Raw genomic sequence first — 21,544 nt, forward strand, 5'->3', positions numbered from 1 at the left:
CCCTAATGGATCGATAGCTTTCTTGTCGATTGGCTCAACTTAAAACTGTCCGGAGTATTGTTAACTATAAGATAACCTCAGCATGAGATTCTAATTAATCATAGTTTTAAGGGGGCGGAGTGACCGTCAAAACAGCAAATGAACACCTCATTACCTTAAAAGGTGTCAATAAATCATATCAGCAGCCTAACGGTCAGCAAATTGTCATCCTGGATAATATCAATTTGGAATTGCATCCAGGAGAAATTGTGGCTTTATTAGGCCCTTCTGGTTCAGGAAAATCTACCTTAATGAGGATGATTGCAGGGTTAATTCCCCCTACTAAAGGTGAAGTGTCATATCATAACCATCCTCTAGTTGGGTTAAACCCTGGAGTAGCAATTGTTTTCCAAAGTTTTGCCCTTTATCCCTGGTTAACTGTACTAGAAAATGTGGAACTAGGTTTAAAGGCTAAAGGAGAACCCGCAGACTCTCGGCGACAAAAAGCGCTACGCATGATTGACGTTATTGGTTTGGATGGGTTTGAAAATGCTTACCCGAAAGAACTTTCTGGGGGAATGCGTCAAAGAGTCGGTTTTGCTAGAGCTTTAGCGGTGGAACCAGAACTTTTGTGTATGGATGAACCGTTCTCAGCTTTAGATGTGCTGACAGCCGAAAACTTGCGGTTTGAATTACTCGATTTGTGGATAGATCGCCGCATCCCCACCAAAGCTATTTTAATTGTGACTCACGGTATTGAAGAAGCAGTAATTTTAGCAGATCGGATTATTGTACTAGGGCGGAATCCAGGGAGAATACGTGCTGACTTACCTGTAACGTTACCTCATTACCGCGATCGCAAACATCCCAGTTTTCAAGCCCTGGTCGATCAAGTATATAAAATCATTACTAATCCCGAACTAGACACAACTGAACCTACAGAAACCGTATCTCTGCAAACCTCAAAGCCAGAACCTAAGCATCAGTCTTTACCAGCCGTTCGCATCGGTTCTATCGCTGGTCTCTTAGAACTTTTAGAGGATCGCCAAGAAAAAGACCTCTACCGTCTCGCCCAAGAACTGCAATTAGAAGTAGATGAAATTCTCCCAATTGTGGATGCTGCAAACTTAATGAATTTTGTCGAACTTTCAGAAGGAGATATTAACCTTACTTCCGTAGGACAAGAATTTATTAACGGTAGCATTGACGAACGCAAACAAATTGTCCGCTCTCAACTGCTAACTCATATTCGCTTGGTACAACAAATCTTCCGCCTTTTAGAAGCAAAACGCAATCAACGCATACCCGAAGAACTTGTTTTAGATATTCTCGAAAATAACTTTAGTCCAGAAGAAGCCCAGCGCCAATTAAACACAGCAATTGAGTGGGGTCGTTATGCCGAGATATATGGCTACGATGAACCATCTGGACAAATCTTTTTAGAACAAACAGCAAGTGTTGAAGTTGTTGCTGTCAGCTAATCAAAAGTCCAAACTCCATAAATTTTTTATGACTCGACCCCTGACTCCGGCTAACAAAATCCTGGGAAGGCTAAATTGGACTTGGCAAGACGGCTTGCTTATTTTGTTAATTGTGGCTTTTGCAGTTGCTATTATCAGAACTGCTGCCAAATTTAGCGGTACTTTTGAACCTAATTTAATAATCTCCACAAATATTAGTGCTTTACCAGGTTATACAGCTCAAACTCTGGTACGCATGGGAATTGCTTACTTTTTAGCCTTAGTTTTCACTCTTATTTATGCTTATACTGCCTATAGTTCACGTTTAGCCGCACGGATTTTAATTCCTTTGCTGGATATTTTACAATCAATTCCAGTGTTATCTTTCTTACCGGGAGTAGTGCTGGCTTTGATTGCTCTGTTTCCTGGTCAACGAATTGGCGTGGAATTCGCTTCAATCCTGCTGATTTTTACTGGTATGACTTGGAACATGACTTTCAGTTTTTACCAGTCCCTGCAAAGTATTCCCAAAGAATTGTTAGAAGCCTCCGAGATTTATCGACTGAATATATGGCAACGTTTTTGGACATTGGAGTTACCAGCAGGTGTAATTGGGTTGGTGTGGAACAGCGTCATGTCGGTAGCTGGAGGCTGGTTTTTTTTAATTGCGATTGAGTCCTTTACCTTAGGAGACAATGATTTTCGCTTACCTGGGTTAGGTTCTTTTTTAGGAACCGCCGCCAGTAAGGGAGACTTTACAGCCATATTCTGGGGCTTGCTGCTGCTGATTGGGGTAATTGTCGCAATTGATTATTTTATCTGGCGACCGCTGATTGCCTGGTCAGAAAAATTTAAATTGGAGATGGTAGATTCAGAAAATGCTCCACAATCATTAGTATTGGATATTTTAAGGCGATCGCCTACTTTGCGAATGCTTAAGGAGCGAATTCTTCAGCCTTTACAAACAACTGTTGATGACAATTTAGTTCGAGCATTTCCTGTACGTTCTCTACCAGTTAACTCTCAAAAAAACCTTAACTGGCCTAGTTTATTCAATTGGCTATTTGTCAGTGGTTGTGCCTTAATTGTCCTCTGGGGTACTTGGGAAGCAGTGCTGTTATTAAAAACTTTGGGCTGGAACGATTGGCTACAGATAATTAAAGGCGCTGTGTTTACAGCCTTTCGAGTAATTATTGCCTTGGTATTATCTCTATTGTGGACTGTACCTGTAGGAGTAGCGATCGGACGCAATCGTCGTTTATCTCAGATTTTGCAACCTTTAGTACAAATTGCTGCTTCCGTTCCAGCCACAGCTTTATTTCCAGTGCTGTTGCTAGGGTTAACCCGTATCGCTGGCGGTTTGCAGATTGGGGCGATCGCGCTCATGATGCTAGGAACAATGTGGTATATCCTGTTTAATGTCATCGCTGGCGCACAGTCGATTCCCTCAGATTTAATAGAAGCCGCATCGGTATATAAACTGTCCTTGCGGCAACGCTGGCAAACTCTAATTTTACCTGCGATCTTTCCCTACCTAATTACAGGCATCATTACCGCTGTCGGCGGCGCTTGGAACGCAAGTATCGTTAGTGAGTACGTTACGTTTCAAGGGCGAGTAATCAGTACCACTGGACTTGGTTCCACGATTTCTCATGCCACAGCTAGCGGCAATTTCTCACTACTTCTCGCAGCCACAATGGTAATGTCTTTATTAGTAGTCATGACCAATCGTCTGGTTTGGCGTCCCTTGTACCAATTGGCGCAGGAAAAATATCAACTGTTGATTTAGTCATTTCAAGAAGTAGCGATCGCATCTCCCTGGGGGGATGTTTTCTTAATTAACAGGACTTACGCAAAATTATGAAAAAACGTAGACGCGAAGCGGCTTCCCGAAGGGTACCGCAAAGGACACGAAGGACACGAAGGAAAGAGTGTTTCAGAGGGTTCTTGCGTAAGTCCTAATTAAGCTGAGTTGAGACAATTACCAACAAGGCTACAGGGCATCGGGGATCAGCGATCGCTAAAATATAAGGACAAAGCGCCGCTAATATTTGCTCCTTATGACAGCCAACACAATCTCAACTACAGCAGTTGATCCGTATCTTGATGGCAATTTTGCACCAGTCCGAAAAGAAATCACCACAGACAACTTACAAGTTGTTGGTCAGTTACCTCCAGACTTAGCGGGGATGTTTGTGCGGAATGGTCCTAATCCCCAATGGCCACCCATAGGTAAATACCATTGGTTTGAAGGCGATGGGATGGTGCATGGTGTGCAAATTAGCGGCGGTAAAGCTAGTTATCGCAATCGCTATGTACAAACAAGGGGATGGAAAATTGAACACGAAGCTGGGAAGGCCATCTGGAGTGGATTCTTAGAACCACCACAAATGGACAATCCCCACGGTGCTTACAAAAATACTGGCAATACTGCCCTGATTTGGCACGCTGGGCAGATGTTGGCGCTGAATGAAGGAGGTGTGCCTCACGCCATCAAGTTGCCTGAGTTAGGGACGATTGGCGAGTACACTTATAACGGCAAACTGGTTTCTGCCTTTACAGCCCATCCTAAAGTAGACCCAGTGACAGGCGAGATGATGTTCTTTGGTTACTCGTTTATGCCACCATATTTGCAATACAGTATAGTTTCACCTGCTGGTGAATTATTGCAGACAGTGCCAATTGACATCCCACAACCTGTGATGATGCACGATTTTGCGATTACTGAAAACTACACGATTTTCATGGATTTACCCCTGACTCTCAGTGCCGAACGAGTACATCGGGGAGAACCTATACTGATGTTTGAGAGCGATCGCCCTAGTCGTTTTGGCATTGTCCCACGTTTGGGCAACAACAATAATATCCGCTGGTTTGAAAGTTCCCCTTGCTATGTTTTCCATACCCTCAATGCTTACGAAGCCGGAGACGAGGTAGTACTGATCGCTTCTCGAATGAGTTCCACGAGTGTCTTGGTTACTCAAGACAACCAACTCGATCCAGATGCCAATATTCCTCGCCTGCATCAGTGGCGGTTTAATCTGAAAACAGGAACAGTGCGTGAACAACAATTAGATAATATGGCTGCGGAATTCCCCCGCGTCAACGAAAACTTTTTAGGGCAAAAAACGCGATATGGCTATGTTGGTAAGCTAGCGAATAATCCCTTACCTCTGTTTGATGGCGTAATTAAGTACGACCTCAGCAGTGGTACATCTCAAACTCATCAATTTGGAGAGGGACGCTATGGCGGCGAAGCTGTATTTGCGCCACGTCCTGGTGCAATTAATGAAGATGATGGCTGGCTAATTACTTTCGTCTACGATGAAGGTTCCGGCACTTCTGAATTGGTAGTAGTGAATGCCCAAGATATTACGAGTGAACCTGTGGCACGAGTAATTATTCCCCAACGAGTACCTTACGGGTTTCATGGTACTTGGGTTTCTGAGGAACAGTTAACAATTTATTACTAATTCGTAATATCATGTTTGGCAAATTACTTATGATATGTCATTGCGAGTGCAACGCAGTAGAACAAAGCAATCACAAGGTCTCTGCGATTGCTTCACTCCGTACCCTTCTCCTGCCGGAGACGCTACGCGTAGCTTGCTTCCCCGTAGGGGTACGGGAACGCCTGCCGTAGGATGCCCAAAGGGCTGTAGGGCGAACGCAATGACAAGTGTTTAACCAGACTTGATATATATAATTCGTAATTTTCGCTCTTGATTTCCTCTCGCTTAAAGGTACAAGGGTAACAGGAAAAAGCTTTAACCCTTATCCTTTACCCTTTTCTCGAAATCAAATTTTAAGTTGAATATAGTTAACTAAAAATTATTGGCATCTGGCTTAATACAGTTAGGATAAAAATCTCTATTTAAAAGTGTCTTTAAATTAGGAATTTTTTTAACTATTGGGAGGTTCATGATTACTCCTATTCAATTCTGCTTGTCTCAAATCCTCAATCATTTGTTGACTGTGCTGGAGATAAGCAACAAATAGCAGAATAGAAAATGCCATGACTGCAAGACCGAGAAAACCACTAGAAAATGTATCATAAAGACCATGTAACATAGCTGCGATCGCTACACCAATCACAATAATGGCAACTTGGCGAGAAGGATTAATTGCCGCTAATCCTAAAAAATAACCCACGATTCCTGCCCAAATAGCGTGAAAAAATGGTAGGCAGACAAAGCGAATCGTATTAGTTAAAACATAAGCACCAAAATCAATTTCGCCTTGCACTAAACCAAAGGCATAAACTACCGAGTAAACAACTCCTTCAGAAATCGCAAATCCCAATCCCGACATCGTGCCATAAAATGCTAATGTCAGTGGATCGAACAATTTACCAGAACGCAGAAAGAATAGGTAAATAGGTAGCGCCTTGCATACTTCCTCTAGAACACCCACACCCAAAATAAAACCAACTAATCTTGGAATTAATCCCCAATCGGTAGCAGCATAGAGAAAGCTAAATAGGGGAACTTTTTGAATAAACAACAAAAGTGGGATACCAACAAAGACTGTGAACAAAACGCATTTCAATATTTCACGCCAAGAAAAATGTCTAGGCCTAATCAAGTTTTGCAGAACAACTCCCCAAATTGAAGCGTAGTAGACTCCCAAAACCCAAGCAGTTTGTTCTAAGCCTACTTTAAAACCTATTTGGCTGATAATAAAGCTCATTCCTAGAGGAAATAGACCAAAGAAAAGCAGAAGTTTGACATTTGTGTGACCATACAAAGCGGGACTGAGGGCTTCTCGATAAGGAACAACCGCAGAAAAGCGAAAAGTCCGCAGCGTTTGTACAAACTCAAGAGCATCGATACGTTGATTGAGAAAATCTCCTGAAGAACGAGGTGAATTAATATTAGATTTTAATTTATTACTAGTACGTGAAGATTGAAGATTAGTTATTTCTTGTGGATTATTTGTTGAGATTGGTTTCAAAGGAAATTGTTGAACCCAAGCGGGAATTTCACTACGTAATTCTCGCCCATAGATTCTGACAGTTTTGGCAAAGTCTGCATTGAGAAGCTGTAACTCCCTGCGAATCAAATTGACTGAGGCTTGCTCATCAGGAATCTTTTCAGAAACCAGTAATATTTGCAAGTAGCCATCCTTGAGGTTAATTTTAGTAATAATTCTTTCAGTTTGAAGTGCGCGGTTAACTAAAGTAGCGATCGCCTCTATATTTCCTTGGCGAGCAAGTTCTCTAGGATCTGACTGTTCCATAATATTTAAGTAATATCTTATTTATCCAGTTATAAAGCAGACACGGCAATACTAAGGACACCTCAGCTAAAATCTGTAATGCCAGCATATCAGCTTAATATTCTCACGCGCTCTAGTTGGGCAATATGTATCCAGCCATTAAATTTTAAATCGCAGCGTTCTGCGATCGCTCTTAGCGTCCCTGTAGGGTAGCAATGTAGGAGCGTCAGCAGTGCGATATTGGGGAGCCACGGCGTTGGGCAGCTTTGACGACTTGAAGGAAGTGGCGTGGTTTCCCCAGGAGGAACTGCCGAAAGGGTTTCCCGGCTTAACCTTGACACGGTGGGCAGTGCCCAACGCTAGTTGCTCTACTTGGGGAGACCCCTGCGTACCCGTCACTGGCTCCCCTACAGATAGTAAAATTTCTTTAAAAACTAAATCGGATTCCTATATAAATATATAGCGCCAGCCTACTACAGCCAGCGCTATTTCTTTAATTTAATTCAGGGATAAAAATAGTTAAACTCAATTCCCTGAGGTTTACTAAATATTGGATTACAACTTAACGTTTTATAGAGCACTCCGATGAGTTAGTAAGTTCCACAAGAAAACGGCAACAATTGCACCAATAACGGCCACTATGATCCCGGTGATACTAAGGGTAGGAGCAGCTAATGCTAGGGTGCCTGTACTGAAAAATATCCCCAAGCTACCGCCTACAAATGCACCAATGATGCCTAGCAAAATTGTTCCTAGAATGCCGCCGCCTTGATGTCCGGGATAGATAGCTTTAGCAATAGCACCGGCAATGAGACCTAAAACAATCCAAGCAAGAATGTTCATAGCTTTAAGTTAACAAAAGAGTTTTTACTGTTGTCCTTAAGTTAACATTTCAAAGTTTGCTATTCTATCTACCGCTAGAACTAATTGTTATAGTCTGAAGGTATAGTCAAATGATTAAAGCTTTTTACCCAGACTTAGGATAAATTCAATTATGAAAAGTTAGTTTGGCTTTAATAAATAAAAGTTTACAAATTCATGATTACTTAATAATTGCAATATTAAAATTTTAATTATTGAGAGAAAATTTTTTGATATGTAGAGCCTGGTAGCGATGCGATCGCCAAACAATACACAAGGTAAAAGAGAGTACTATACGCAAACACCTCAAAACCATTAAAGAGAAGGTTTTTCTAAATTTTTTCCGGCTGATAAGACCGCGTGCTAAGTACAAATTCTCAATTTAGGTAAGAGCGATCGCACAGTAATACAAGGAATGGCTTTAGTGGAGATTTAATCAATGAGTAAATTTTGAATGCTGTACAGCGTTACTTAGATAAAAAACTTATCATATGATCAGCCTAAATTCAGCCGCAAGATAGTTTTCAACAAATTCACGCTATCTCTAGACTATTAACTAATAATGTTTTGATAAAAAAATTATGCTTAGTTTACTTTGGACTATTGCAGTTGTACTTTTTGTATTTTGGGGTTTGGGGTTAGCGTTGCACATTGCAGGCAATCTCATTCATATACTGTTAGTTTTAGCAGTTGCTATAGCTATTTATAATTTTCTAAAATCACGCACTGCTTTTTAGACAGATAATAATATGCCTCTTGCATAAGTCGATGTGTTAGATATCAAACCACAGATAAACACCGATAAACACAGATAAATATCGTTATTCACACCAAAGTTCAAAGTGGCAGCTTCCGTCGCTCCGATTTCACTCTGTGTTCATCTGTGGTTCCTTTTATTCCTATTCTTATTTTTGCAAGAAAGAAGTCTAATAAAAAGACATATTTGGGTATTGTAAGGGTCAGGTTATAGCTAGCTAGATGTTAGTAAATCTGCACTAGGCAAGCTTTGCCTTACTGTTGCTTGTTAGTTTCAGTCTTGTTGCCATACCAAAATCAACTAATTTTGGTAAGGTAAAGAATGTAGACGGCTTCTAGCTGCGATCAATATTTATCTTCTTATGTTGAGAATTTCATTAAGTTCTAGCTTGCTAAATCCAGTAACCCTTGCAACTACTTTGACACTGACGACAATTGTCTCTTATCCATTGAAGGCTTGGTCACAAACACCGAGCGATCGCAATGTCAATTCCCAGCAAGGTTGTCTATCTGGGTATCCTGATGGTACATATAGAGGCGATAGACCAGTAACGCGTAATGAATTCGCAGCTGGGTTGAATGCTTGCCTCAATCAAGTAAATGAAGTTATTCCCAATAACCGGGCAAATTTAGCAACGAAGGAAGACTTAGAAATTTTACTCAAACGGCAGAGGGAGTTAAAGGCACAGCTTCAAGAACTTAACCAGCGAGTTGATACTATACCTAACCAAAAATAAAGTATTTCACCTTTTTTTAGAGCCAGGAAAGAAGAGTTTATCTTTTTTCTAATCTTTAGTTACAGTATCTATATTTTGATTTTATCTACCAACAGATAGAAGATTGGTGGGTAGACACAGCATTTTTTGTTAATTCTTGTAAGTGTTATGTAAAGCTACAGCCATGACTTTTGGTTAACTATGCGATGGCATGAGCATTGATAATACTCTGGATGAAATTAATACCTATGAGTCTACCTTAGGGTGATGCCTTGCTAGGAGAAAATTTCTTAGCCTAAATTGAGAGTTCAATTAGGCAGCAGGAAAAATTCGTATGACAACTAATGTTCCCACTGATATCAATAAGAGTGATAATAAGTCGCTCTTAACTGGCGGTCTCTTAACTATTTTAGGAATTATTGCGATCGCAGTACCTGCTATATCAACAATTTTTGCAGAAACTTGGGTGGCAGTAATTCTGGCCTCTGCTGGATTTGCTAAATTATTTTATGCCTATAACACCCGCCAGTCAGGCGGCTTTGTTTGGAAAGTTTTGCTAGGCGTACTGTACATTGCAACAGGTGTAATGCTGTTGATTTACCCTTCTACGGGTATCCTGACATTGACTCTATTGCTGGGTAGTTTCTTATTAACCGAAGGTGTTTTCGAGTTAATTTTGGCATTTAGACTACGCCCGCAACAGAACTGGACATGGGTATTGGGTGATGGCATTATTACTTTGATCTTGGGTGCAATGATTTGGTTCCAATGGCCCTTTAATGCACCTTGGCTGATCGGAACGCTACTTGGTGTTAGCATTCTATTCACCGGTGTTTCACGGGTAATGCTGTCATTGAATGGACGTTCTACCTTGAGTAACCCTGACCAAGCCGCAGGAACTGTTTAGATCTGTAGTTTTATCTAGGGTGAGCATTGCCTTAAATTTCATGCTCACCCATGTGGAGCGATCGCTCTTGATTTTTCATACTTGCAGATCTGCACTCTTGCCAACTCGATCGCGATCGTGCGGTTGTAGCAGATATGTCATATCAGGCCCAGAAGGAATAATACCACCGGGATTGAGTGGAAACAGGTTGCCATAGTAGTCTTGTTTCACACTTTCTAGATTGCAAGTGTCAGCAACACTCGGAAGCTGATACATATCACTCAGATAAGCTCCTAAGTTGGGATAATCTTGAATTCTCTGGCGATTACACTTGAACAGCCCATAGTAAGCGACATCAAAGCGAAACAATGTTGTAAACAGGCGAACATCTGCAAGGGTGACATTATTCCCACACAGGTATCTACTTGTCTCTAGCGCTGCTTCAATCTCATCTAAGGTAGTGAACAATTCATCGCTAGCTTGATTATAAGCTTCTTGAGTTTGGGCAAAGCCGCAACGATAGACTCCGTTATTCACACTGTGGTAAATCTTCTCATTCCACCAGTCAATTTTTTGTTTTAATTCCTCAGGGTACAAATTCAAATTGGGATTGAGAGCCAACTCATTGAATTCTGAGTTCAGCATCACAATAATCTCTGCACTCTCATTGTTAACGATAGTCTTTGTTTGTTTGTCCCATAAAACCGGCACTGTAGCGCGTCCATTGTAGCCAGATTGAGCAAGCTCATACAATTGAGCAAGGCTGGCACAACCCTCTTCTTCTTGATTAAACACCCAACCGCCTGCGATCGGTGAAGGAACAACAACACTTACTGATATCACTTCTTCCAATCCTTTGAGTGCTCGTACAATTAAGGTGCGGTGCGCCCAAGGGCAACTTAGCCCAACATAGAGGTGATACCGCCCTACTACTGCTGGGTAGGGGTTACCTTTCTCTGCACTAATAAAATTCCTGAACTGACTGCTGGGGCGAATATACTCCCCCGACGGATTACGGGGAGCAATTTTTGACATCATCGTATGCCACATAGTTTCCCAAACAAACTTACCCAGCTTGATAATCAGCTTTGGCGGCAGTGATTTTCCTTTCTTTTTTGTCGAGGTACTAGAACCTACATTAAAATTTTTGATATTAGTCATGGTTAAGGATTAGGGATAGAGTAAAGGCTTTAGCTTAGAAATCAAGCTCTGCATTTTGTAAGAATTTCTCTATTAGCAATAACTCTCCGTCTTTTGAAACTCTACTATTGGATGTATTTAACTCTATCTATAGTATTGTCAAAAATTTATATTCACTATTAATTTTATCACTTAAGCGGGAAGAAAGTTAGATTTTTTATCTTTAATATAAAGCTATAAACGATAAAACATTTTAAATTTGTAATTTAAGAGAAGAGATTTTTTGAAATAAGTTAATACCAGTTTCCTAGCTGAATAGCTTCAGTGTTGAGTGGGTATTGCCTAGCAAAACACAGATATTATCTATTTCCATTAACATTAATCTGTGTTTATCAAAAAAGAGGATTTTTACAAAATTATCGATAAATCAGCAGTTTACTCATCGTTATCACTCTTTTAATTATCCCAAGATGAATACACTTGAGCAAAATAAATCTAACCGCGATGCTAAGGCTGAGAACAGCCCTCGGACTCTCGGGCTTCAGGACGCAATATTATTGATGTCTTTAATCCTGATAGCTGGTTTTGTGAGATTAGGCAACATTAACGATCAGGATACAAGAAGCTTTCCAAGCCTTACAAGTACAGCAGAAGTAGTTGATAACAAAGATGCATTTATAGGTAAAACTGTGACAATTAGAAGCAAGCCAGTTAAGAAAGTTGGCTTAAGCTCTTTCACAATAAATGATGAGCCACGAATTATTAAGGAACCAATATTAGTTGTGAATGCATCAGGTGTACCTTTCGATCTGCCTACTAATCGAAATAGAAAAGTAGAAGTTACTGGTCAAGTTCGTAACTTAGTTATTCCGCAGATTGAACGAGATTTTAATGTGAATTTAGAAGACAAAAACTATAAAGGATATATCAACAGACCTGCAATTATTGCTAAGTCTATTAAATTAGTGCAATAATATTTGATTTAAGTAACCATCATCAACTGCATATGCAGGGCTAATGAAATCCTTTTTTTCTTTGTGCCTGTTGCTGTAACTAAAGTAGTGACATTTAATGGCAGCAACTACCTGTCTAGGCATATTGGCTAAGAAAAAAGGGTTTTCTGGTTTTTACACAGATGCACGAATGATAACTATTCAACTAGACTTGTATCTTAGACATACAGCAGATTCAGGTTCAATGACAACTAACCTACTGCGATCGCATCTTATCTCGTGACTATGATTTTGCTCCCGCTTTCTTGAGGATGGCAACTATCTTCTGCCAATTGCCTTGGGTTGCGACACTGAGCGGTGTTGCTCCCATCTGGTTTTTGACATTTAGCTGTGCTCCCTTGTCAATTAGCATATTCACCACTTTTGCATACTCATCTTCATAGTGGCTAGCTACTGGTGAGCAAGAAAACATCAGTGCAGTGCTAGCTTTTTTGCTTTTGGCATTAACTAAAGCACCTTTATCAAGTAAAAATTTCGTCATTTCTACTCCAGCACGATAGGTATACCTAGCTGCAACCATCAACGGAGTTATACCATTTGCATCGGGAAGATTCACATTTGCTCCCCGGAGCAGCATTAGTTCCACACTCTGCATTGAACCGTCACTTACCGCCAGCGCAAAGTATTTATTCGGATCGCCGCCATTATCTAGATACTTCTTCAGCACATCGACCTGATCTATTGACACCGCCTCAACTAATATGTCTTCTTGGGTATCTGCCTCTACTTTTGCTGATGCGACAGAAGGTGCCCAGATTAACATTAATACTAGTAGCAATCCCAGATTACGATGTGAGAATTTTATTTTCATATCTCAAGGAGATAAATACACTTGAGCCACACTTCAAACCGAGAATCATAGTTTCCGGAATGTATAAGTTTTTATCAACTGGCAAATTATGGGGAGCAAAGGGTTTCCCGGCTTGAGTGGACTAGCATCAAAGTGGTGTTCAAGAGTTAAGGGTCAATATTTTCAATTCTCTGTACCCCTTGTCTCTGTTGTCCTCTGCTCCCCTTCCAGTTCATGTCAAATTAGTTAATAACCAGAATCGCGAGTATATTGTGACTCTTGAATTACAACTTGTGACTGTTGAGCATTAATTGTTGACCCTCCTCTTCTAGCAATTTGCTGTTGCGAAAACATTTCCCGCAAAACCATTGCCGGGTCTACGTAGTTACTATCATACTTTAGTCCCCAGTGCAGGTGCGGCCCGGTGGTGCGTCCGGACATTCCTACTCTGCCAATTCTCAGACCAGTTGGTATTTTTTGACCTTCAGCAATTTGAATTCCACCTGAGCGATCAACTAGATAACGGCGACCGGAGGCGGTTTCGACATGTCCTTCCATGTGGCAGTAGGTGTGCTCCCACGCTCCAGATTTAATGATTATATGGGTGCCACAGGCATTGCGATCGCCAACTTTAATGACTGTACCACCCCACCAATTGCGAATGTAACTACCTTGGGGGGCGGCAATATCTAAGCCTCCATGAAATTCCCAGTTATCACCACCAGTAGCAGAACGGCGATAACCAAAGGCAGAAGTGTAACTTTGAAAGTTTTCTACAGGGAAAGAAGCGGCGAGCCAAGCGTTACCTGTATTTGCTTTGTTTGACTTAGCTTCTCTAGCTCTGGCAATTTCTGGTTTAGGTAATATAGTAATTAAACTTACAAGACTCAACCCTAATATTAATAAAGTGGCTCCTGATGCTAATACTCTTTGTCGCCGCTTACTCATTTTTTTATTCCTCAATTCAATAAAATTATCAGTAAATTGCTTAAATATCTTGAGTTGAATCTGGTTAAAAAAGCTTTTATGAAAGCTACGTGATCATTGATATCTCAATATTGGTGACATGACAATATTTAGCTCGTCCATATTACCATGCCAAGTTATCTAGCTGACAATATCATGCTTTTTTAACTGTCAAATTTGTTCGTTCAACTATTGAAATCTGAAACCACAAAATCGGACGTAATCAGCATTTTTAATACATTTCAGTACACAAGTATAATCGCTAATTAGCGCAGCTGTTAGCTAGTAATTACGGATTAAGTAATATTTAGTGTAGAATCTTTATGCTAGTTTTTACGGATGTGATTGGTATGCTAATTCATACATAAGTGGCTGTAAACAACGCTATGGCTGAGATAATTTACCTAAAAGAGAGTTGCCAATCCGGCAAAAGCCTGATAATTTAATTTATTTAAAAGGTTAATCTAGCATTTATCAAAGTTTTATAGCTAAAAATTGCGCCTTTGTAAGACTCCGACAAACTATGCTGACAGACATTTGGCCTTTCCACTTTGAATTGGACACAATTGCGATCGCAGGAGCGAGTTTGTGGTCTTTGGCGCTATATTTAGCTTTTAACCCGCTGAGTGAATGGGTGATTGAACAATTAAACCGTTGGTTTAATTTTGCCGAGCGATCGCTTTACACCAGCCAGTCAGAATTTGAAAAAACTCGTAAGGGCAGAGAATCCCAAAACGCTTTTTACGCTTCGGTGTTTAGTATTGTGCCTTTTTTGATAGTTGGTGCTTTAGTTCACTGGGGCGTAGAAATTAGTTTGGGCCCTAGTTGGGGAATTAGCACAGGTATACTCGCTGCTATTGGTTCCGGTATTTATGAACTAGGACGGCGGGACGGGAGTTCTTCAGATTAGGGCAGAAGGCAGTAGGTAGAAGGTAAGAAATCCTTACATATGTATCTCTTCCTTAACCAAAGTTGCTAATTGTTGTGCTGCTCCTGCTTCACCTCTAACATTGCGTAGCTGGAGTTGCATTTGCGCTAATTTTTCTGGATGAGCCAGTAAATCTAATACCATTTCTCCAATTTCTGGTGGTTGGAGTTGTCCTACTAATTCGGGTACTATTTCTTCTTGTGCCCAGATATTTGGCCAAGCTAATAAACCTTTACGTCTGAGAAATAACCAGTTAATTACTTTGGCAAATGTTGAACCCAAGCCTGGTAAATTAGCTAATAAACCCGGCAAACCATCCCAAGAACGCATGGCATCAAGTTGTTGCGTTGGTAGCAAAACCAGCATCGGCACAGCTAAAGCACCGAGTTCGGCTGTGTTGGCTCCGACTGTAGTTAAACAGATACTACATTGAGATAACAAGTCATAGGCGGGGGTTTCTTGCCAAAGTTCCACAGTTAAGCCATTGGCTGTTTTGAGTGCTGGCTTCTGTTGGTTGTCATCTGAGAAAATTAAGGAAGCACCGCCAAAGCCAAAGGTTTCAACAAAAGGATTTTTCTGCGGCTCGGCAAAACTAGCTAAAGTTTGTAAATCCAAAGTCGGCGCTACGGGAATCACAAACTTGGTTTGGGGTCTTTTTGCGTTGATGTATTCCGCGATCGCTAATGTTAATGGTACTCCTTGAGCTAACTTGGCAGCTTTTGACCCAGGTAACAAACCGATGAGTTCAGTGCTGAGTCCCGAGTCCTGAGTCCTGAGTGAACTCTGCGCCTCTAGCATTAAATCCCCCACAACAGTAAATTTGTGGGCATATTTCTGGGGAACGCGTTCAGCAACTTTCGGTTTCATCACACCAAAGCGGTTAATCAAGCTGTACCAGCGAGCATCCCATTCTGCGTAAATAACTGTGCTGTAACCAAGTTTTTTACCGATGACAACGGGAAAAAATTGATCCCCGCCTAAGAAAACAATGACTCCGCGACTTCTCCAATCCCAATTATCAAAAGTTTTACCCCAAAGTAAAAACTGCCAAAAATGTTCGGCTCCCTGAACTCGGTCTACTTCTGGGTAAGAAAGGGCGATCGCTGCCTCTTTACCGCTAGCATGTGGACAAGGGGATAAAACTACGGAAATCCTGACAACAGAACGATCATCGCCCAGTTGTTGCCGCAATGCCCTCACTACTGGACGTACCCAAGTCGTTACTTCACCTGGACCATTGGAGAGAATAAGAATATCAACTGGCTGTAATTGCATCTGTTGCTGAAGTTGAGACGCTGATTTCTGCATCAACCGTGTTTAATTTAACATCTCACTCAAATAAGTTGAAGCTGTTCAACTTCAATAAAAACAAGATTTTTGTATTAAAAGCTACCATTGTGAAGACTAGCTTTCATCATATTCCTTTGTAAAAATTGCTTTGTATTAAAAATGACTAGTTTAAAATAGAAATAATATCGCTCTGTGGTTAAAGAGTAAGCATACTACCTACAAAATTACAAGTTAGATAAGTATCTATTTATATTTTTTAACATTAAGTGTAGCAAATACTCTCGTCAAAAATCAATATCTGCAAAGAAATATGTCATTATGTTTATCGATTTGTGTCAGTTACACGAGAAAATGACTATTTGGTAAGCGTTTTCTGATAAAAAAAATTCATATTGCTAAAAATAAATCGAAGTTACAAGCGGCAGGTTCAGCCGTGATGAACTTCTAGTAGAGAACGCGCATCAAAGGAGCCTATCTGCATGTTCACCCACGTCAAGTCCACCATCAGACATATTGCGCCTGATAATTTACGCGGACGTAATTTAATCAAGGTGGTCTATGTCGTGCTTGAGTCCCAGTACCAGAGTGCATTGTCGCAAGCTGTTCGCACCATTAACTCTAACCATCCCAACCTTGCGATTGAAATCAGCGGGTACTTAATTGAGGAACTCCGAGATTCAGAGAACTACGAGGAGTTCAAACGGGATATCGAGACTGCCAATATATTTATCGCCTCACTGATTTTCATTGAAGACTTAGCACAGAAAGTAGTAGCCGCAGTAGAGCCATACCGCGATCGCTTAGATGTGGCTGTTGTGTTCCCCTCAATGCCAGAAGTTATGCGCCTTAACAAAATGGGCAGCTTTTCTTTGGCACAGTTGGGTCAGTCAAAGAGTGCGATCGCTCAATTCATGCGGAAGCGCAAGGAAAAATCCGGTGCAGGCTTCCAAGATGGAATGCTGAAACTGTTGCGAACTCTGCCACAGGTGCTGAAGTTTCTGCCAATGGACAAAGCACAGGATGCCCGAAATTTCATGCTCAGTTTTCAGTATTGGCTAGGAGGTTCGCCAGAAAACCTGGAAAACTTCTTGCTGATGCTGACTGATAAATATGTATTAAAAGGTGTAGAAAAACAAAATCTTGCATCTACTACATATCAAGCGCCAGTGGTATATCCCGATTTGGGGATTTGGCATCCTTTAGCCCCGAGTATGTTTGAGGATGTCAGAGAGTACCTTAACTGGTACACAACCCGTAAGGATATCCCTAGCGATCTCAAAGACCCCTTGGCTCCCTGTGTTGGGTTGGTATTGCAACGCACTCACCTAGTAACAGGCGATGACGCCCACTATGTGGCAATCGTGCAGGAGTTGGAATCATTAGGAGCCAGAGTACTACCAGTATTTGCTGGTGGTTTGGATTTCTCCAAGCCTGTAGATGCTTACTTCTACGAACCAACTAATAAAACGGCATTGGTAGATGCTGTAATCTCGCTGACTGGCTTTGCCCTAGTAGGTGGGCCAGCCAGACAAGACCATCCCAAAGCAATCGACGCACTCAAGCGCTTAAATCGCCCTTACATGGTGGCATTGCCCTTAGTATTCCAAACCACAGAAGAGTGGATGGACAGCGATTTAGGGTTACATCCAATTCAAGTAGCTTTGCAAATTGCCATACCGGAATTGGATGGAGCAATTGAGCCGATAATTTTATCAGGTAGAGATGGTACTACAGGCAAAGCGATCGCTCTCCAAGACCGTGTGGAAGCGGTAGCAAAACGTGCCTTAAAGTGGGCGAATCTCCGCCGCAAACCCAAGCTGAATAAAAAAGTTGCAATTACAGTTTTCAGCTTCCCCCCTGATAAAGGGAATGTGGGTACTGCTGCTTACTTGGATGTATTCGGTTCCATTTACGAGGTGATGAAAGCCCTCAAGAATAACGGCTACGACTTGCCGGAATTACCGGAATCAGCCGAGGCGTTGATGCAAGAAGTCATCCACGACGCCCAAGCGCAGTACGCCAGCCCAGAACTTAACATCGCCTATAAAATGTCAGTGCCAGAATATGAAGCGCTGACGCCTTACTCCCAACGCTTAGAAGAAAACTGGGGTCCACCTCCCGGACACCTCAACAGCGATGGGCAAAACCTGCTGATTTACGGCAAACATTTCGGCAATGTGTTTATCGGTGTTCAGCCTACCTTTGGTTACGAAGGCGACCCGATGCGGCTGCTTTTCTCCCGTTCTGCTAGCCCTCACCACGGTTTTGCTGCCTACTACACTTACCTAGAGCAAGTTTGGGAAGCTGATGCTGTACTGCACTTTGGTACTCACGGTTCCCTGGAATTTATGCCAGGTAAGCAGATGGGGATGTCTGGTGATTGCTATCCAGACCAACTAATTGGCACAATTCCTAACCTGTATTACTACGCAGCCAATAACCCCAGCGAGGCGACAATTGCCAAGCGCCGCAGCTATGCCGAGACAATTTCCTACCTGACACCGCCCGCAGAAAATGCTGGTTTATATAAAGGTTTGAAAGAACTCAGCGAGTTGATTGCTTCTTACCAAACCCTGAAAGATACAGGACGCGGTATCCCCATTGTCAACTCCATCATGGATAAATGCCGGATGGTGAACCTGGACAAAGATATCAACTTGCCAGAAACCGATGCTAAGGATATGGACGCTGAAGAGCGAGATAATATCGTTGGCAACGTCTACCGCAAGTTGATGGAAATTGAATCTCGGTTGTTGCCTTGTGGATTGCATATCATTGGTAAACCACCAACAGCAGAAGAAGCGATCGCAACTTTGGTCAACATTGCTTCCTTAGATCGTCAAGAAGAAGAAATTCTCAGCTTACCCCGCATTATCGCCAACAGCATTGGGCGTAACATTGACGATATTTACCACAATAACGACAAAGGCATTTTAGAAGATGTCCAGCTATTGCAAGACATTACCTTAGCCACCCGTGGTGCAGTTAGCGCCCTTGTGAAAGAACAAACCGACGCAGAAGGACGAGTTTCCCTTGTTTCTCGGTTAAATTTCTTCAACATGGGCAAAAAAGAACCTTGGGTAGAATCATTGCACAAAGCAGGCTATACCAAAGTTGATACCGCCGCCCTCAAACCATTATTTGAGTATTTGGAATTTTGCTTACAACAAGTTTGTGCAGATAACGAACTCGGTGGATTACTCCAAGGCTTGGAAGGCGAGTACATCCTACCTGGCCCAGGTGGCGACCCCATCCGCAACCCGGATGTATTACCCACAGGTAAGAACATCCACGCCCTCGATCCTCAATCCATCCCCACAACTGCGGCGGTACAATCAGCCAAAATTGTTGTGGATCGGCTATTGGCAAGAAACAAAGCCGAAAACGACGGTAAATGGCCAGAAACCATCGCCTGCGTGCTTTGGGGAACCGATAACATCAAAACTTACGGTGAATCCCTAGCGCAAATCATGTGGATGGTGGGTGTACGCCCAGTTCCCGATGCCTTGGGAAGAGTGAACAAGTTAGAATTGATACCTTTAGAAGAGTTGGGACGCCCTAGAATTGACGTGGTAATCAACTGTTCTGGTGTATTCCGCGACTTGTTCATCAACCAAATGAACCTGCTAGATCAAGGCGTGAAGATGGCGGCTGAGGCGGATGAACCTTTAGAAATGAACTTTGTTCGCAAACACGCTTTGCAACAAGCCGAGGACATGGGAATTAATCTGCGTCAAGCAGCAACTCGCGTCTTCTCCAATGCTTCCGGTTCCTACTCGTCAAATATCAACTTGGCAGTAGAAAACAGCACTTGGGATAGTGAAGCCGAGTTACAGGAAATGTACCTGAAGCGGAAATCCTTCGCCTTCAACTCAGATAACCCCGGTGTGATGGACGAATCCCGGCAGATTTTTGAAACTACTCTAAAAACTGCTGATGCGACTTTCCAAAATCTCGATTCTTCCGAGATTAGCTTGACGGACGTTTCCCACTACTTCGACTCAGATCCTACCAAGCTGGTTGCAAGTCTGCGGGGTGATGGTAAAACACCAGCATCTTACATTGCAGATACCACCACAGCCAACGCCCAAGTGCGGACATTATCAGAAACCGTGCGCTTAGATGCTCGTACTAAATTATTAAATCCCAAATGGTACGAGGGGATGCTATCTCACGGTTACGAAGGTGTGCGCGAACTCTCCAAGCGGTTGGTAAATACAATGGGTTGGAGTGCGACAGCCGGCGCTGTAGATAACTGGATTTACGAAGATACCAACGAAACCTTCATCAAAGATGAAGAAATGCAGAAACGGTTGATGAATCTTAATCCCCATTCTTTCCGCAAGGTTGTATCAACTTTGTTGGAAGTGAATGGTCGCGGTTATTGGGAGACTAGCGAAGAGAATTTAAACCGCCTCCGCGAGTTGTACCAAGAAGTTGAAGACCGGATTGAAGGGATAGAATAATCATTGTAGGGCAGGCAATACGCCTGCCTTAACCTTTCAATCTGGAGTACCCAATACACCTATGAATGCTTTAAAACTAAACCTTCAATCAGTATTGGAACTGACAGATGAGCAATTTTTTAATCTATGTCAAGCAAACCGTGAATTGAGATTTGAACGTACTGCAACTGGAGAATTAATTATTATGCCACCTACTGGAGGCGAAACCAGTAACCGTAATGGTAGGCTAAATCAACAGTTATTTAATTGGGCAGATGCAGATGAAACTGGCATCGCCTTTGATTCTTCAGGTGGTTTTAAACTTCCCAACGGTGCGGATCGTTCTCCCGACGCTTCTTGGGTGAAGCTGGAACGCTGGAATGGACTGAATCAAGAACAACAAACAAAATTTATCCCACTTTGTCCTGATTTTGTAGTTGAGTTACTTTCGCCAAGTGATAGTTTGAAAGCAACTCAAGAAAAGATGAGAGAATACCGAGATAATGGTGCACGTTTGGGTTGGTTAATCAACCGCAACTCTCGGCAAGTTGAGATTTATCGCCAAGGACAAGAGGTTGAGGTGTTGGATTCTCCTGCTACGCTGTCAGGGGAGAATGTTTTGCAAGGCTTTATTTTGAATTTAGCAGCGATTTGGTAAGCATTAATAATTTAAGTAAGTTGGCGGAGGAAAATTTAATATATATTGATGTAGAGCAAGAGGTGATTTTCCAATGGATAAATTAACTCGGTATCGCCAGCTTGTACAAGAAATATTATATGCTCATAGTGAGCAAAAACCAGCTTACGGAAATATAGAAGTTGAGACAATTTTTGATACAGAACACGACCATTATCAAATAGTTCATGTAGGCTGGGAAGGTCAAAACTGGGTACATAGTTGCATCATCCATATTGATATTAAAAATGGAAAGATTTGGCTTCAATGGAATGCTATAGAGGATGATATTGCTGCTAATTTGGTAGCTGCAGGTGTTCCCAAGGAAGATATTGTATTAGGTTTCCAGTCTCCTTTTATGAGACAGTTTACAGACTATGCAGTGAGTTAAGAGATGTTTTGAGAATCTTCCAGCCCGACT

At 41.9% G+C, this 21,544-nt stretch carries 18 protein-coding genes; 11 read left to right on the plus strand and 7 right to left on the minus strand.

Annotated elements, in window-relative coordinates:
- Positions 1-119 precede the first annotated feature (119 nt).
- The 3 genes from BV372_RS25825 (at position 120) to BV372_RS25835 (ending at position 4,912) form a co-directional block, all read left to right on the plus strand.
- Entirely contained in the window at positions 120-1,460 is a 1,341-nt protein-coding gene (locus BV372_RS25825) for a nitrate/sulfonate/bicarbonate ABC transporter ATP-binding protein (RefSeq protein WP_086689352.1), read from the plus strand.
- 28 nt (positions 1,461-1,488) lie between these two features.
- The gene (locus BV372_RS25830; protein ID WP_086689353.1) at positions 1,489-3,228 is read left to right on the plus strand and encodes an ABC transporter permease subunit; all 1,740 of its coding nucleotides are present in this window, start codon (positions 1,489-1,491) and stop codon (positions 3,226-3,228) included.
- A 271-nt stretch (positions 3,229-3,499) separates the two neighbouring features.
- Entirely contained in the window at positions 3,500-4,912 is a 1,413-nt protein-coding gene (locus BV372_RS25835; protein WP_373270812.1) for a carotenoid oxygenase family protein, read from the plus strand.
- A gap of 430 nt (positions 4,913-5,342) precedes the next feature.
- On the opposite strand, the gene BV372_RS25840 is transcribed toward BV372_RS25835, so the two are convergent.
- The 3 genes from BV372_RS25840 to BV372_RS25845 form a co-directional block, all read right to left on the minus strand.
- On the minus strand, positions 5,343-6,677 hold the full coding sequence (locus BV372_RS25840; RefSeq protein ID WP_086689354.1) for a PrsW family intramembrane metalloprotease: 1,335 nt from the start codon (positions 6,675-6,677) through the stop codon (positions 5,343-5,345).
- Positions 6,678-6,766: 89 nt separating this feature from the next.
- Positions 6,767-6,997, minus strand: coding sequence for a hypothetical protein (locus tag BV372_RS35460; RefSeq protein WP_143845292.1), 231 nt, complete (start codon positions 6,995-6,997; stop codon positions 6,767-6,769).
- A gap of 229 nt (positions 6,998-7,226) precedes the next feature.
- Complete coding sequence (locus BV372_RS25845; protein ID WP_086689355.1) at positions 7,227-7,499, minus strand: GlsB/YeaQ/YmgE family stress response membrane protein; 273 nt, start codon at positions 7,497-7,499, stop codon at positions 7,227-7,229.
- A gap of 599 nt (positions 7,500-8,098) precedes the next feature.
- Between BV372_RS25845 and BV372_RS25850 the strand changes: the two genes are divergently transcribed.
- The 3 genes from BV372_RS25850 to BV372_RS25860 all read left to right on the plus strand — a co-directional run bounded on the left by BV372_RS25850 (position 8,099) and on the right by BV372_RS25860 (position 9,896).
- Positions 8,099-8,254 (plus strand): lmo0937 family membrane protein, encoded by a 156-nt coding sequence (locus BV372_RS25850; protein ID WP_086689356.1) that lies wholly within the window; start codon positions 8,099-8,101, stop codon positions 8,252-8,254.
- A gap of 381 nt (positions 8,255-8,635) precedes the next feature.
- A complete protein-coding gene (locus tag BV372_RS25855) occupies positions 8,636-9,010 on the plus strand; it encodes an S-layer homology domain-containing protein (protein ID WP_086689357.1) in 375 nt (124 codons plus the stop codon).
- 313 nt (positions 9,011-9,323) lie between these two features.
- Entirely contained in the window at positions 9,324-9,896 is a 573-nt protein-coding gene (locus BV372_RS25860; protein WP_086689358.1) for an HdeD family acid-resistance protein, read from the plus strand.
- 75 nt (positions 9,897-9,971) lie between these two features.
- Here BV372_RS25860 and BV372_RS25865 read toward each other — a convergent pair whose 3' ends face one another.
- The gene (locus BV372_RS25865) at positions 9,972-11,036 is read right to left on the minus strand and encodes a glutathione S-transferase family protein (RefSeq protein ID WP_086689359.1); all 1,065 of its coding nucleotides are present in this window, start codon (positions 11,034-11,036) and stop codon (positions 9,972-9,974) included.
- A gap of 449 nt (positions 11,037-11,485) precedes the next feature.
- Here BV372_RS25865 and BV372_RS25870 point away from each other — a divergent pair, with 449 nt between their 5' ends.
- Complete coding sequence (locus BV372_RS25870) at positions 11,486-11,989, plus strand: hypothetical protein (RefSeq protein WP_179198235.1); 504 nt, start codon at positions 11,486-11,488, stop codon at positions 11,987-11,989.
- A gap of 262 nt (positions 11,990-12,251) precedes the next feature.
- Here the strand turns inward: BV372_RS25870 and BV372_RS25875 are convergent, their stop codons facing one another.
- Both BV372_RS25875 and BV372_RS25880 read right to left on the minus strand, forming a co-directional pair.
- Positions 12,252-12,839, minus strand: coding sequence for an ankyrin repeat domain-containing protein (locus BV372_RS25875; RefSeq protein ID WP_086689360.1), 588 nt, complete (start codon positions 12,837-12,839; stop codon positions 12,252-12,254).
- Between the two features lie 225 nt (positions 12,840-13,064).
- Positions 13,065-13,766 (minus strand): M23 family metallopeptidase, encoded by a 702-nt coding sequence (locus BV372_RS25880; RefSeq protein WP_086689361.1) that lies wholly within the window; start codon positions 13,764-13,766, stop codon positions 13,065-13,067.
- Positions 13,767-14,307: 541 nt separating this feature from the next.
- Here BV372_RS25880 and BV372_RS25885 point away from each other — a divergent pair.
- Positions 14,308-14,694: a hypothetical protein gene (locus BV372_RS25885; RefSeq protein ID WP_086689362.1), complete on the plus strand. Its 387-nt coding sequence runs from the start codon at positions 14,308-14,310 to the stop codon at positions 14,692-14,694.
- 33 nt (positions 14,695-14,727) lie between these two features.
- Here the strand turns inward: BV372_RS25885 and BV372_RS25890 are convergent, their stop codons facing one another.
- Positions 14,728-16,020, minus strand: a complete 1,293-nt coding sequence (locus BV372_RS25890) for a lipid-A-disaccharide synthase (RefSeq protein ID WP_256973453.1) — start codon at positions 16,018-16,020, stop codon at positions 14,728-14,730.
- 461 nt (positions 16,021-16,481) lie between these two features.
- Between BV372_RS25890 and BV372_RS25895 the strand changes: the two genes are divergently transcribed.
- From BV372_RS25895 to BV372_RS25905, 3 genes are all read left to right on the plus strand, one after another.
- Positions 16,482-20,468, plus strand: a complete 3,987-nt coding sequence (locus tag BV372_RS25895) for a magnesium chelatase subunit H (protein ID WP_086689363.1) — start codon at positions 16,482-16,484, stop codon at positions 20,466-20,468.
- A 61-nt stretch (positions 20,469-20,529) separates the two neighbouring features.
- Positions 20,530-21,105 (plus strand): Uma2 family endonuclease, encoded by a 576-nt coding sequence (locus BV372_RS25900; protein ID WP_086689364.1) that lies wholly within the window; start codon positions 20,530-20,532, stop codon positions 21,103-21,105.
- A 73-nt stretch (positions 21,106-21,178) separates the two neighbouring features.
- Positions 21,179-21,514: a XisI protein gene (locus BV372_RS25905; protein WP_086689365.1), complete on the plus strand. Its 336-nt coding sequence runs from the start codon at positions 21,179-21,181 to the stop codon at positions 21,512-21,514.
- The last annotated feature ends 30 nt before the right edge of the window (positions 21,515-21,544 follow it).

The organism is Nostoc sp. T09, from assembly GCF_002154695.1.
Taxonomy (GTDB): domain Bacteria; phylum Cyanobacteriota; class Cyanobacteriia; order Cyanobacteriales; family Nostocaceae; genus Aulosira.